Below are 12,985 nucleotides of genomic sequence, written 5' to 3'. Positions count from 1 at the left end.
CGTTTTTTTTTGTACATTTATTTTATAAAATAATTTATGTCTAATATTCATCTCAAGTATACTGAAAAACAAGATTATATTTCGTTACTGAATTATACTTTACCCGAAGATCAAATCAATTTTACAGCTTTACCAGAACAAACTTTTCAGCGATTAGAAGAGCGAACAGATAATCATGCAAAGCCTATTACAATTTTGTTAGACGATGAGCCAATCGGTTTTTTTGTATTGGATTATGGAGAAGATAAGTTAGATTTAACGAAGAATGAAAATTCGTTGTTACTACGTTCTTTATCGATAAATCCAGCATTTCAAGGAAAAGGTTTCGGGAAAATAGCAATGAATTTGGTCGATGATTTTGTAAAAGAAAACTTTCCTACAATTAATGAATTGGTTTTGGCGGTTAATTTTTTAAATAAATCTGCTTACGATTTATATCTAAAAGTTGGTTATATTGATGATGGTTCGCAACGAGAATGGATAAATGGAATGCAGCATTTGTTGAGAAAGAAAATTTAATTCTTAGATTTTTTTCTTCTCCCAAGTAACAACTTGCACACCTTCCGAATAATGTACTAAATCTGGTCTAGAATCAATGACTAAATCATTGATTTGATAATCAATATTCAGAAAATCTAACTCAAGTTGGTTAATTTTCCAAGGTAAATGTTGAATTTCATATCGAAACAATTGTTTATTTTCGTCCAAATACAAACAATAACGTTCGGTCAAAAAAAGATCCAATTCGGTTTTGTGTTTCACACTCATACCTGCATGAAAATCGGCTAAAAGTGTAAAATTTCTTTTCAGATGATTAGCTTGATAAGAATTTTCGGTTCTATTTATATTTGATTTTTCGTAGGGTAAGCCTGATAATGATTTTGCTAAAAGTGCAGAAAATAATTTTCCAGCTTCAATCGATAAAAAATAAACACCAGGTTTTCCATTTTTAGTTACATATGTTCTCAAATTAATTTCATCAAAATCAGAAATAGGAGGAAAAGCGGGTAAAAAACGAGGTCGAATTTTTTCCATTGTAAAAGCGACAAGCGAAACCCAAGCAGAACCATTTATTTCGTCGATCTCTAAATCATTTGGAACTAATTCTTTCAAAATATCTTTATTAACTCTGTAATGAAAGAACAATGCTTTATTCCATTCTTGATAATATTTCCATGATTTTGAAGGATAAAGCCAAGTACGATGATTTGTTTCGGCTAAAATTTGTTTGATTGTATATTTCACTTAAAACCTTGTTAAACTTGTTGTTGAAGATACAAAATCTATTGTAGAATTAAGAAAAATGTAGTTAATTCGCTTACCAATTTTTATTAAATGAAAAATCTATTTTATATTTTTATGATTAGTTTGTTGACTTCGTGTGCGGCAGTTCATAATGTACCAACTTCTCAAGTTCCAAATAATTTTATTCAACCCAATACAACAAGTTCTTTTGTTGATCAAAACGGAAATTTTTATCCAGATAATTGGTTAAAAAAGTTTGGAAATCCTCCTAAAAATGCCAATAGAAAAGAATATTCTTTAATGAAAATTGCCACCGAAGATCATTTCGAAGATCAATTAACAAATTATGAGAATTTACGTTTAAAAGCGGTTGAAAATCGTGTAAAGAAAAAAAAGCGTGTTATTATTTTTGTACATGGTATTGATAATGATTATTTATTCAGCTTGAAAAATTACAACAAAGCTCGTGTTTATATGAATTTGAATGATTCGAGCGATGAGGTAATGAATTTTTATTGGGATGGTTTGGTTAATGAAAGTCTTTTTGGTACAGCAAAAGTTTGGCTTGGAGCAACTACAAATAGTCAAATGGCAGGAGTTTTCGCATTGAGACGAATTCTGAATGTGATACATAACAAAGATATTTATTTGATATCGCATAGCCGTGGAGCATCTGTTGTTTTGAGCGCATTGGTAAATCCTTCATTAAGAAGTAGTGAGATAAAACGTGCACAAAATGTACATCATGTAGATTTTACGAATGCCGAAGCTTTAAAAGAGAATAATAACAAAATTTACAGTATTATGTTAGCGCCTGCTATTGGAAAAATAGATTTCACGATGGATAATGATTCATTAAAAGAATTTACACCTCAACTAAAGCGTATGCATATCACTATTAATAATTCAGATTATGTTTTAGGAAAAGGTAAAATAGGCTTTTTATCCAAAAGTTTTATAGCGACAGATTTTGGTTATAAAATAGATTTGTATGATGAATTAGCTAAAAATTATAATTTCTTAGAGAAAACAGATTTTACAGGACAAGACTCTCATGAATTTCGTCGTTATATCACGAATCCTAAGTTTATTTCAATTCTAAAAGAGTTTAATTTGGCGAAATAATTTAATTTTTTGGATTAACGTAATGTGCTCCTTGTAGATAATCTAAATGAAGATAATTTGCAGTTTCAAGAAATGGTAAAAAGAAATTTTTACCTAAATTATTTCCGTTTGATGAGGTAATCACACTTATTTTTTTACCCATTAATTTTCGTCCAATAGTTTCTTGAGAACCAATTAAATCTGTTAACCGATCAAAGAATATTTTCATCAAACTACTCATCGAATACCAATAAACAGGTGTCGCAAAAACAATTTCATCAAACTCTATTATTTGGTTAATAATGTCTAAAAATTCATCTTTTTCGGTATAATTTTCATCATAATTATACAATTCAATCTTAAAATCAATTAATTGAATAGAAATTGAATTTGGGTAAATTTTCTGAATCAATTCAGTCGTATTTCCATTTTTTCGTAAAGAACCATTTATAATAATTTGTTTATTCATTTTTTAATCAGATTTATAGTTTAAATTCAATCACTTCCAAATTTTCAATTTTTCCGGCATTTAACTCAAAACGTAACATTGTTCGCACTTTCTGAAAACCATGTTTACCAACTGCGCCAGGATTCATGTGGATTAATCCCAATTTTTTATCGGGCATAACTTTTAAGATATGCGAATGTCCACTGATAAATAATTTTGGAGGATTAGTATAAATTTCGTTTCGTATTGCGGAGCTATATTTTCCAGGATAACCGCCAATATGCGTTATCAAAACATCAACACCTTCTACTATAAATCGGTTGTTCAAAGGAAAGTCAGCACGTGCTTTGTTATCGTCAATATTTCCGTAAACGGCACGTAGCGGTTTTATTGCAGCTAATTTATCTGTAACCGAAATATCGCCAATATCACCAGCATGCCAAATTTCGTCGGCTTGCTGCGCATAATCCAAAATTCTATCATCTATGTAAGAATGCGTGTCCGAAAGTAAAAGTATTTTCTTCAAAAGGTTGTATTTTTGCTGTTCAAATTTACAACAATTGCGATATTTTTTAGAATTAGCTTATAACGGAAAAAATTATTTTGGTTATCAAATTCAACCCAACCAAATTTCGGTACAAGAAGTAATAGAAGATCGATTATCAAAAATCTTACGAAAAAAGATTTCGATTGTCGGCGCAGGTAGAACAGATGCAGGTGTACATGCAAAAAAAATGTATATTCATTTTGATTATGAAGAAGAATTAGATGTCGATTTAATCAAAAAGTTAAATTCTTTTTTACCAAAAGATATAGCCGTTTATCGTTTATTTTTGATGGATGATGATGCGCACGCTCGTTTTGATGCGACATCTCGTTCATACAATTATTTTCTTTCGCCTGTAAAAGATCCGTTTTTATTTGAAAGCGCATGGAATTTTCATCGTTCGTTAGATATTGAAAAAATGAATAATGCAGCAAAATTGTTAATTAAGAAAGGAGATTTCGGAAGTTTTGCTAAATTACATACCGATGTGAAAACAAATATTTGCGATGTAACGGCCGCTTTTTGGCGAAAAAATGAAAATGGACAGTTAATTTTCGAAATAACTGCCGACCGTTTTTTGCGAAATATGGTTCGTGCAATTGTAGGTACATTAGTAGATATAGGTTTAGGGAAAATTTCTATAGAAGAGTTTTCAGAAATTATAGAACAAAAACAACGTAGTTCAGCAGGCGCTTCGGCACCAGCACACGGACTTTATTTGGTTGATGTTCAATATCCAAAAGAATTATTTAAAAATGAGTTCAAATAACGAAAATTCATCGTTTGATTTTAATGGATTAAAACGCGTTTTACAAATCGGTGCTCAGAGTAAATATTTATTCTGGTCAGTTGTTTTTGTAGCCGTTTTTAGTGCATGTTTTTCGGTTTATCGTCCGTATTTAACGGGAAATATTATCGATGATTATATACAAACCAAAGATTTACCAGGATTAAAATATCAAATCATAAAATTAGCATTAGTGTTAGTTTTTGAAGGGATTTTGTCATTTTTTATGGTTTATTTGGCGAATGTTGTTGCGCAGCGCGTTATTCGTTTGTTGCGTGTTCGTCTATACAATCATCTCATCAAATTTAAACTTGGCTATTTTGATAAAACGCCAAATGGAGTTTTGGTAACACGTTCGGTTTCTGATATCGAGACCATTGCTGAGGTTTTTAATGATGGAATTTTAGTGATGTTGGGCGATGTATTAAAAATCGTTTTTATTGTTTTTGTAATGTATTGGATGAATTGGGTTTTGGCAACAGTTGTTATAATTATTCTTCCATTAATGATGATTATTACGCGATTATTTCAAAAAGCATTAAAAAATGTTTACCAAGAAGAACGAACTATTGTTGCGAAATTGAACACATTTGTACAAGAGCGTTTAACGGGAATGAATATTATTCAGGTTTTTAATCGTCAAAATGCAGAATACAAGAAATTTGTAACGATTAATAATGATTTAAAGAAAAATTATCTTACAACTGTTTTCTATTTTTCACTTTTATTTCCTGTTGTAGATATTATTTCTGCCTTAGCTACAGGAAGTTTAATTTGGTTTGGAGGGCTTAGAACTGCTGTTCACGGCGATGTTTCTGTGGGAGATTTAATTGCTTTTACACAATATGTTACATTGCTTACTGCACCAATGCGTGCAATTGCAGAACGTTTCAATACTATTCAACGAGGTTTAGTAGGAGCAGATCGTGTTTTTAAAATTTTAGATGACGATCAAACTTTACCAGATAATGGAAAAATTAAATTGGAACATGTAAAAGGAAAAATTGATTTTGAGGATGTTAAATTTTCTTACGTTCCAAATAATTTAGTCTTAAAAGGAATTTCATTTTCTACAAAACCAGGAGAAAAAGTAGCAATTGTAGGAGCGACGGGAGCAGGGAAATCAACAATTATTAATCTTTTAAGTCGTTTTTATGATATAGATTCTGGAACAATAAAAATAGATGATGTGAATATTTATGACATGGATTTGAAAAATCTGCGTCAACATGTTGCGGTAGTTTTACAAGATGTATTTTTATTCAACACCACAATTTTTGATAATATTGTTCTCGGAAACAAAAATATTACGTTAGATGAAGTACAAAATGCTGCAAAAATTATTGGAATTGATAGTTTTATAATGTCACTTCCCAAAGGTTATTACAGTGAAGTTAGCGAGCGTGGAGCAACACTTTCTGTTGGTCAGCGTCAATTAATTTCATTTTTGAGAGCCTATATTTATAATCCAGAAATTTTGGTATTAGACGAAGCTACTTCTTCTATTGATACAGAATCTGAAGAATTAATACAAAAAGCGACAGATAAATTGACACAAGGACGTACATCTATTATTATTGCACATCGTTTGGCGACGATACAAAATGCAGATAAAATAATTGTGATGGATAATGGAATAATTGTTGAACATGGTACACACAACGAATTATTGGCGAAACGTGGTTATTACGCAAATTTATATGAAGTACAATTTTCAAAAGAAAATTAAAAAGAAATAATATAAATTAATCAATAGATTTGTTTAACTTGAACTATCAAAAAATATTAACTATAAAACTTTAATTAAAATGAAAAAATTATTTTTAGCCGCTGCAGTATTAGGTGTAGTATCATTATCTTCTTGTAAATCTGAAAAAGAAAAAGTAGCAGATAAAGTAGAAAATACACAAGAAAACGTAGCAAATACAGTAGAAGAGCAGGTAGAAGCAGGTAAAGAAACAATGAATAAAGTTGCTGAAGTAGCAAAAGATTTACCTTCTTTTTCTGATCCTAAAGTGACAGCATTCGTTGCTAAATATAACACTTGGGCTGCTGATATGAAACTTGCAGCAACTGCTGGTGATGCAAATAAGTTAGCTGAGTTAACAAAACAGTCTGTAGATTTTGGAAAAGAATTACAAGGTTATACACAATCTTTAACTCCAGAAGATGCTAAAAAATTACAAGATTGGACAGCAGAAATTCAAAAAAACTTAAATAAATAATCATAATTTATTTACAAAAGCTCGGATTTATCCGGGCTTTTTTTATACGTTAAGTTATGATTTATAATATAGATTGATAATATTATATTATGTACCTTTATCACAAAAATTTATAGTTATCAATAGTAATATATGACATTAGTACAATTACAATATGTGTTGGCAGTTGCTGAACATAAGAACTTTACAGTTGCTGCTGATAAATCATTTGTCACTCAGCCTACGTTGAGTATGCAAATTCAGAAATTAGAAAAAGAATTAAATATTGATATTTTCGATAGAACTTCGCATCCTATTAAAATTACACAAATAGGAGAGAAAATTGTTGCGCAAGCCAAAACAATTTTGATGGAAGCTAATCGAATGAAACATTTGGTAAACGAAGAAAAAGGTTTGCTAGAAGGTGATTTTGTAATTGGTGTAATTCCAACAGTTTTACCATCATTGGTTCCTTTATTTTACAAAACTTTTCAGAAAAACAATCCGAAATCTAATTTAATAATCAAAGAATTACAAACAGATAAGATTGTAAAAGGATTAAAAGACGGATCGTTGGATTTTGGTATTATTGTTTCGCCACTTTATGAAGATCAACTTATAGAAAGACCTCTTTATTATGAGCCTTTGGTAGCTTATGTCCCAAATGGACATCGTTTGGCGTCGCATAGTCATATTGTAGAAACAGACTTAGATACAGCAGATTTATTGATTCTGCAAGAAGGCCATTGTTTTAGAAATAATGTATTAGCATTATGTGATGCATCTAAAATGAAGCAAAGACCAATCAAATTAGAATCAGGAAGTTTTGAAGCTTTGGTAAAATTATCAAACGATGGATATGGAATGACATTATTACCAGCCTTGGTTGCAGATGATTTACCAAAAGAATATAAGCAATTCATCAAGAATTTTGAATCGCCTGTTCCTACACGCGAAGTTTCACTCGTTTTTCATCAATCACAGTTAAGAGATTCTTTTGAGAAAGAATTAATGAATACAATACAAAGTATTTTGAGAGGAAAAATATTCTTAGAGAAAGATCAAAAATTAGATGCCAATATGGTTTCTTTACCAAAGAAATAAAATTATAATATTCATATAAAAAAAGCGACTTGATTATCAAGTCGCTTTTTTAGTATCTAAAATTAAGGTACAATTGTCGTAAAAAGATAGGTTGCAAAGAGAGTCAATAAAACAATTCCTTGTTGAATGTTTGTTCGTCCTGAGCTTAATGATAAATAAACGGTGAACAACGATAAAACTAATAAAATAGATGATTTTCCATCTATTCCTAATGTTACTTGTAAACCTGTAAAATAACAAACAATTGCAACAGCAGGAATTGTAAGACCAATTGATGCCAAAGCAGAGCCTAAAGATAAATTAAGACTTGTTTGTAAACGGTCTTTTCGTGCAGCTTTATATGCCGCCAAACCTTCTGGTAATAAAATTACAGCAGCAATTATAATTCCTACTAAAGATTTTGGTGCGCCAAGATCCATTACAATAGACTCTATAGTTGGAGATAATTTTTTTGATAATAAAACAACTGCAGTTAATGCTATTATTAACAAAACTAAACTTGCAATAGTTGTAATAGTATTTGGTTTTTCTACATATAATTCTGATGCAATATTATCTGCACTACTTTGTGGTAAAAAATAATCGCGATGACGAATAGTTTGTAAAGAAATGAAGCCACCATAAAGGATTAAAGAAATAATTGCAACAAAAATTAATTGGCTCGACGAAAATTCACCTGCACCTTCAGATGTTGTGAAATTTGGTAAAACCATAGTAAGTATAGAAATTGCAACTAGTGTTATTAGTGCAGAAGAAACACCTTGTTTTATGAAATTTTGCTCCTTATAACGAACACCACCAGCTAAAAGACATATACCAATAATTCCTGTCAAAATAATCATAACAGCAGCAAATACAGTATCTCTGGCTAAAACAGATGGTTTTCCTGCGGGTTCGGACATCATTAACGAAACAATCAATGAAACTTCAATTACGGTAATTGCAAGTGCTAAAATTATTGTTCCGTATGGTTCGCCTACTTTATGCGCTACAACTTCTGCATGATGCACCGCTGCTAAAACTGCAGAAATTAATGAAATACCTAGAAATGTTAAAAACCAAGGATTGTCTTTGTAACTATTTGCAATACTTAAAGCGAAAATGGCAATCAAAGGACATAAAATTGTCCAATATGGTAATGATAAATTTAATTTTTTTGAAAGAAAATTGTTTACTTGCATCTATAGATTTGTTTTTGATTTTTACAAAAATAATAAATTAAATTGATAATTGTATTAACTGATTATCATAAATACTAATAATGTTAGTCATGTTTTTTATAAATAAACTTAAAAATTACTAATTCTTATCATACATATAAATTTAATAAAAAACTAAATTTGTAGCATGATAAATATTTCTGAAGAAAAGTTAAAAAAATGGTTTAGTGTTACTTGTATCTGGGAGACGATAAGTTGTGCTTTGTTGTTTTTGGTTGCAATGCCAATAAAATATCAATTTGATTATGTACTACCAATGCCTTTTGCAGGGTGTTTTCATGGATTTTGGTTTACAGCTTACTTACTTTTACTTTTTAGAGTTAGAAAAATTTATAAATGGGATGATGAAGATTTTATTTTTTATATGATTTATGCATTTATTCCATTTGCAACCTTATTGGTGCATAAAGCAATAGAAGAAGATAAAGAGAAAGAAAATAAATAGTAAAAAAAAGGCTTAGTTAAAAACTAAGCCTTTCTTATTTATCCGTAGATTTTTTTCCATTTTGCAACCGTATTTCGACTGATTTTAAATTTTTCAGAAACTTCAATGTTAGTGAAATTATTTAATTTCTGTTCATTCAGAATTTCTAAAATAGAATTTAAATCGTACGATTTATGTTTTTGATTTTTGGCTGTATCATTTACATTCAAAATTTCTGAAATTTTAATCACATTTAAAGCAGTCATTTCTTTTTGTAATAATTTTTCAGTCTGTTTTTGTTTGTCAGGATAATTTCGGTTAATAATATCCTGATAAATTTTTTGGTAGTTTGGTTTTTCCATTGTTTAGGTGTGTTAGGTAGTTAAGTAATATATTTCTTTATCCAGTTATGGATAGTATTTTTAGGTATATTGTATTCATCTGAAATTTCTTGAATTTTTTTATTTTCTTTTGTGTGTAAATCCAACACAAAATCAATAATTTCTTTTGTGTAGACATTTTTTCTGTAATTAGGCAAAGATGTAGTTTTAGGGGAAGTTGAGGTATCAACTTTTCCTACTGGCGCATAAAGTATAATATGTTGCGTGTAAATTCTAAAAAAGTCATATTCTAAGAGTTTTGACCATTTTAGTAAATCACTAGTATCAATAGATGCATTATCATACTGAGTATTGATATCTTTTTCTGAATAAATTTTGAAAAAAGATATAATCCGTTTTGTATCTATATTTAGTTCTTCGACTCTCTTCTTAATAAGAGAACCAATGTGAATTTCTTTCATAGGTAGGTTAGGTTTTGAGAGTGAAATTAATTCGATTAATGTAAATTTAATCAATATTTATTATGTTTCAAAGATTTTTTTTTTAAAAGAGATACCAAGCAAGTCAGAAGTTTAGTTTTAATTAGAAAATTATTTATAATTTTATGCGACTAAATAAAGAAAAATGATTATTCAACCAAGAACAAGAGGGTTTATTTGTATAACGACTCATCCTGAGGGAACTGCAAAAAATGTTCACAATCAAATTGAGTACATAAAATCTAAAAACATAACAGGAGAAGGTCCTAAAAAAGTTTTAGTAATTGGTGCATCGACAGGTTTTGGTCTTTCATCACGCATTTCTGCGGCTTTTGGGTACAACGCTGCAACAATTGGAGTTTTCTTCGAAAAACCAGCTGCGCCTAACAAACCTGGAACTGCAGGTTGGTATAACACAGCTGCTTTTGAGAAAGAAGCACATGAAGCTGGATTGTATGCTAAAAGTATTAATGGAGATGCTTTTTCTGATGAAATAAAAAAACAAACAATCGAATTAATCAAAAAAGACTTAGGTCAAGTAGATTTAGTTGTTTATAGTTTGGCTTCGCCTCGTCGTACTCATCCAAAAACAGGAGTGGTTTATAATTCTGTACTTAAGCCTATTGGAGAGCCTTTTACGAATAAAACAGTAGATTTTCATACCGCAAATGTTACAGATATAACAATTAATCCTATCGAATCTCAAGAAGAAATTGATAATACAATTGCAGTAATGGGTGGTGAAGATTGGAAATTTTGGATAGAAGATCTTAAAGAAGCAGGAGTTTTAGCAGAAGGTGTAAAAACTGTTGCTTATTCATATATCGGACCAGAATTAACGCATCGTATTTACAAAGATGGTGCAATTGGTATGGCGAAAAATGATTTAGAGAAAACTGTTCCAGTTATCAATAATCTTTTGGCGGATCTAAATGGAGTTAGTTATGTTTCGGTAAACAAAGCATTGGTGACACAGTCTAGTTCAGCAATTCCTGTTGTTCCTCTATATGTTTCGTTATTGTATAAAGTAATGAAAGAAAAGGGAATTCATGAAGGAACGATAGAGCAAATGCAACGTTTATTTACAGATCGTTTGTACACAGCTGATGGTAATGTGCCTTTAGATGAAAATGGACGAATCAGAATTGACGATTTAGAAATGCGCGAAGATGTACAAAAAGAAGTAGATGATTTATGGAAAATCGTAACAACAGAAAACATCAACGAAATTTCTGATATTGAAGGTTACCGTAATGAGTTTTTCCAATTATTTGGATTTAATTATGATAACATTGATTACGAAGCAGACACTAACGAATTGGTAACTGTGCCTAGTATTTCATAGTTTTTTATAAAATAATATAATTTTAAAAACCTCGATTTATCGAGGTTTTTTTGTTTTATTTAATAAGATAGAAATAAGAAAACAATAATTAATAAGTTGTTTTATTGTCAATTAATACAACAGAACAAATGAATGATTAATACTTATATATTTATTTTAAATTTTTAATAAAAAAAATATATATTTGACAATCATTGAAAAAAAATTAACATGTCAAATATTTGGGCGAAGAAACCATTGAGTGCCTACGAGGCAGATATCAAGAAAAATGACCTAAAAAAGGTTCTTGGTAAATGGAGCTTAACTGCAATTGGTGTAGGAGCAATTATTGGAGGAGGAATTTTTGTATTAACAGGTACAGGTGCGTATTATAATGCTGGGCCAGCTTTAGCATTATCGTTTATTATCGCAGGAATTGCGTGTATTTTCGCAGCGCTTTGTTATGCAGAATTCGCATCTATTATTCCAGTAGAAGGATCTGCTTATGCATACGCTTATGGTACGGTCGGAGAAATATTTGCTTGGGGACTTGGCTGGTGTTTGATACTAGAATATGCGATGGCGAGTATGGCTGTAGCCGTGAGTTGGTCGGGATATTTTACTAAATTTCTCAAAATGTTTGGTATTCATTTACCAGATTATTTAACATCAGATCCTGTAAGTTATGCAGGCGAAGGTTTTTCAATGAATTTACCAGCATTTATTATTGTTTTATTGGTAACAGGTTTACTTGTAAAAGGTACGAAAGAGGCTGCTAAAGCAAATAATTTAATTGTATTGTTAAAAACAACAGCAGTAATATTTGTTGTAATTGTAGGTGCATTTTACATTGTACCAGACAATTGGATTCCTTTTATCCCAGAACAAAGATTAATAGAACAACCAGACGGAAGTATGGCTTCGGCTTATGGTTTTCAAGGAGTAATTTCGGGTGCAGCGGCAATATTTTTTGCTTACATTGGTTTTGATGCCGTTTCTACACAAGCTGGAGAAGCGATTAATCCTAAAAAGGACGTTCCATTTGCAATCATCACTTCACTGTTAATTTGTACAGCTCTTTATATCGCCGTTTCGTTAGTTTTAACAGGAATGATGCATTATACAGATTTTAATCCTTTGGGTAAATATCCAGAAGCGATAAAAGCTCCTGTTGCTTACGCATTTGAGATTGCAGGGCAACATTGGGCAAGTAACGTTGTTACAATTGCTGCAACAGTTGGTTTAATTTCAGTTGTAATGGTTATGATGATGGGACAATCTCGTATTTTTATCGGAATGTCTAAAGATGGTTTAATTCCAAAATTTTTCGGAGAATTACATCCAAAAACTAAAACACCTTATAAAGGAATCATTTTGTTAGGAATAGTTGTAGCAACAGTTTCTGCATTAACGCCAATCTCTACTTTGGCACACATGACAAGTTTTGGTACATTATTCGCCTTTACAATGGTTTGTATTGCAGTATGGATTATGCGTAAAAAACAACCAGATATTGATCGTCCATTTAAAGTACCAGCTTATAAAATTATTGTAATTTTAGGAGTAACAATTAATGTTTGTTTAATTGCAACTTTAGATAAATTAGCTTTATTACTTTCGGGTGTTTGGGTTGTTTTCGGTATTATAGTTTATTTCATTTACGGTAAAAAACACAGTAAATTAAATAATGGAGAAGAATAAAAAGATCTAATTATAAGTTATAAAAGAAATCCTTTTTCAAGTTTTTTGAGAAAGGAT

Annotated in this window: 15 protein-coding genes; 9 read left to right on the top strand and 6 right to left on the bottom strand. The window is 30.4% G+C overall.

Annotated features, from left to right (window positions below; all coding sequences use genetic code 11):
• The first annotated feature begins 36 nt into the window (after positions 1-36).
• Entirely contained in the window at positions 37-519 is a 483-nt protein-coding gene (locus RSC72_RS06290; protein ID WP_332543896.1) for a GNAT family N-acetyltransferase, read from the top strand.
• Positions 520-522: 3 nt separating this feature from the next.
• Here the strand turns inward: RSC72_RS06290 and RSC72_RS06285 are convergent, their stop codons facing one another.
• On the bottom strand, positions 523-1,245 hold the full coding sequence (locus tag RSC72_RS06285; protein WP_332543895.1) for a YqjF family protein: 723 nt from the start codon (positions 1,243-1,245) through the stop codon (positions 523-525).
• Between the two features lie 90 nt (positions 1,246-1,335).
• Here RSC72_RS06285 and RSC72_RS06280 point away from each other — a divergent pair, with 90 nt between their 5' ends.
• Positions 1,336-2,370, top strand: a complete 1,035-nt coding sequence (locus tag RSC72_RS06280; RefSeq protein ID WP_332543894.1) for an alpha/beta hydrolase — start codon at positions 1,336-1,338, stop codon at positions 2,368-2,370.
• 1 nt (position 2,371) lies between these two features.
• On the opposite strand, the gene RSC72_RS06275 is transcribed toward RSC72_RS06280, so the two are convergent.
• Positions 2,372-2,818 (bottom strand): flavodoxin family protein, encoded by a 447-nt coding sequence (locus RSC72_RS06275; RefSeq protein ID WP_332543893.1) that lies wholly within the window; start codon positions 2,816-2,818, stop codon positions 2,372-2,374.
• A 13-nt stretch (positions 2,819-2,831) separates the two neighbouring features.
• The gene (locus tag RSC72_RS06270; protein ID WP_332543892.1) at positions 2,832-3,323 is read right to left on the bottom strand and encodes a metallophosphoesterase family protein; all 492 of its coding nucleotides are present in this window, start codon (positions 3,321-3,323) and stop codon (positions 2,832-2,834) included.
• A gap of 34 nt (positions 3,324-3,357) precedes the next feature.
• On the opposite strand from RSC72_RS06270, the gene truA reads away from it, so the two are divergent.
• The 4 genes from truA to RSC72_RS06250 all read left to right on the top strand — a co-directional run bounded on the left by truA (position 3,358) and on the right by RSC72_RS06250 (position 7,439).
• On the top strand, positions 3,358-4,113 hold the full coding sequence (gene truA, locus RSC72_RS06265; RefSeq protein ID WP_332543891.1) for a tRNA pseudouridine(38-40) synthase TruA: 756 nt from the start codon (positions 3,358-3,360) through the stop codon (positions 4,111-4,113).
• Positions 4,100-5,860, top strand: a complete 1,761-nt coding sequence (locus RSC72_RS06260) for an ABC transporter ATP-binding protein (protein WP_332543890.1) — start codon at positions 4,100-4,102, stop codon at positions 5,858-5,860. Before truA ends, RSC72_RS06260 begins: the two co-directional genes overlap by 14 nt.
• 79 nt (positions 5,861-5,939) lie before the next feature.
• Positions 5,940-6,356 (top strand): hypothetical protein, encoded by a 417-nt coding sequence (locus RSC72_RS06255; RefSeq protein WP_092908963.1) that lies wholly within the window; start codon positions 5,940-5,942, stop codon positions 6,354-6,356.
• A gap of 132 nt (positions 6,357-6,488) precedes the next feature.
• Entirely contained in the window at positions 6,489-7,439 is a 951-nt protein-coding gene (locus tag RSC72_RS06250) for a LysR substrate-binding domain-containing protein (RefSeq protein WP_332543889.1), read from the top strand.
• A gap of 62 nt (positions 7,440-7,501) precedes the next feature.
• Here RSC72_RS06250 and RSC72_RS06245 read toward each other — a convergent pair whose 3' ends face one another.
• Entirely contained in the window at positions 7,502-8,620 is a 1,119-nt protein-coding gene (locus RSC72_RS06245; protein WP_332566109.1) for a calcium:proton antiporter, read from the bottom strand.
• A 166-nt stretch (positions 8,621-8,786) separates the two neighbouring features.
• Between RSC72_RS06245 and RSC72_RS06240 the strand changes: the two genes are divergently transcribed.
• Positions 8,787-9,104: a DUF3817 domain-containing protein gene (locus tag RSC72_RS06240; RefSeq protein WP_332543887.1), complete on the top strand. Its 318-nt coding sequence runs from the start codon at positions 8,787-8,789 to the stop codon at positions 9,102-9,104.
• Positions 9,105-9,142: 38 nt separating this feature from the next.
• Here the strand turns inward: RSC72_RS06240 and RSC72_RS06235 are convergent, their stop codons facing one another.
• Together RSC72_RS06235 and RSC72_RS06230 are read right to left on the bottom strand one after the other, a co-directional pair.
• Positions 9,143-9,445 carry a helix-turn-helix domain-containing protein gene (locus tag RSC72_RS06235; RefSeq protein WP_332543886.1) on the bottom strand — a complete coding sequence of 101 codons (303 nt, stop codon included), beginning with the start codon at positions 9,443-9,445 and terminating at the stop codon, positions 9,143-9,145.
• 20 nt (positions 9,446-9,465) lie between these two features.
• Positions 9,466-9,885 (bottom strand): transposase, encoded by a 420-nt coding sequence (locus RSC72_RS06230; protein ID WP_332543885.1) that lies wholly within the window; start codon positions 9,883-9,885, stop codon positions 9,466-9,468.
• Positions 9,886-10,048: 163 nt separating this feature from the next.
• On the opposite strand from RSC72_RS06230, the gene fabV reads away from it, so the two are divergent.
• Both fabV and RSC72_RS06220 read left to right on the top strand, forming a co-directional pair.
• A complete protein-coding gene (fabV, locus tag RSC72_RS06225) occupies positions 10,049-11,248 on the top strand; it encodes an enoyl-ACP reductase FabV (RefSeq protein WP_332543884.1) in 1,200 nt (399 codons plus the stop codon).
• Between the two features lie 210 nt (positions 11,249-11,458).
• Positions 11,459-12,928 (top strand): amino acid permease, encoded by a 1,470-nt coding sequence (locus RSC72_RS06220; RefSeq protein WP_332543883.1) that lies wholly within the window; start codon positions 11,459-11,461, stop codon positions 12,926-12,928.
• Positions 12,929-12,985 lie beyond the last annotated feature (57 nt).

The organism is Algoriella sp. (genome assembly GCF_036647415.1).
Classification (GTDB): Bacteria; Bacteroidota; Bacteroidia; order Flavobacteriales; family Weeksellaceae; genus Empedobacter.
This window is presented reverse-complemented; position numbering and strand designations above follow the sequence as displayed.

What these genes read in the sequence shown, in the direction of transcription:
- RSC72_RS06290 (WP_332543896.1), top strand. Translation starts at nt 37, where the DNA reads ATGTCTAATATTCATCTCAAGTATACTGAAAAACAAGATTATATTTCG.
- RSC72_RS06280 (WP_332543894.1), top strand. Translation starts at nt 1,336, where the DNA reads ATGAAAAATCTATTTTATATTTTTATGATTAGTTTGTTGACTTCGTGT.
- RSC72_RS06275 (WP_332543893.1), bottom strand. Translation starts at nt 2,818, where the DNA reads ATGAATAAACAAATTATTATAAATGGTTCTTTACGAAAAAATGGAAAT.
- RSC72_RS06260 (WP_332543890.1), top strand. Translation starts at nt 4,100, where the DNA reads ATGAGTTCAAATAACGAAAATTCATCGTTTGATTTTAATGGATTAAAA.
- RSC72_RS06255 (WP_092908963.1), top strand. Translation starts at nt 5,940, where the DNA reads ATGAAAAAATTATTTTTAGCCGCTGCAGTATTAGGTGTAGTATCATTA.
- RSC72_RS06250 (WP_332543889.1), top strand. Translation starts at nt 6,489, where the DNA reads ATGACATTAGTACAATTACAATATGTGTTGGCAGTTGCTGAACATAAG.
- RSC72_RS06245 (WP_332566109.1), bottom strand. Translation starts at nt 8,620, where the DNA reads ATGCAAGTAAACAATTTTCTTTCAAAAAAATTAAATTTATCATTACCA.
- RSC72_RS06240 (WP_332543887.1), top strand. Translation starts at nt 8,787, where the DNA reads ATGATAAATATTTCTGAAGAAAAGTTAAAAAAATGGTTTAGTGTTACT.
- RSC72_RS06235 (WP_332543886.1), bottom strand. Translation starts at nt 9,445, where the DNA reads ATGGAAAAACCAAACTACCAAAAAATTTATCAGGATATTATTAACCGA.
- RSC72_RS06230 (WP_332543885.1), bottom strand. Translation starts at nt 9,885, where the DNA reads ATGAAAGAAATTCACATTGGTTCTCTTATTAAGAAGAGAGTCGAAGAA.
- fabV (WP_332543884.1), top strand. Translation starts at nt 10,049, where the DNA reads ATGATTATTCAACCAAGAACAAGAGGGTTTATTTGTATAACGACTCAT.
- RSC72_RS06220 (WP_332543883.1), top strand. Translation starts at nt 11,459, where the DNA reads ATGTCAAATATTTGGGCGAAGAAACCATTGAGTGCCTACGAGGCAGAT.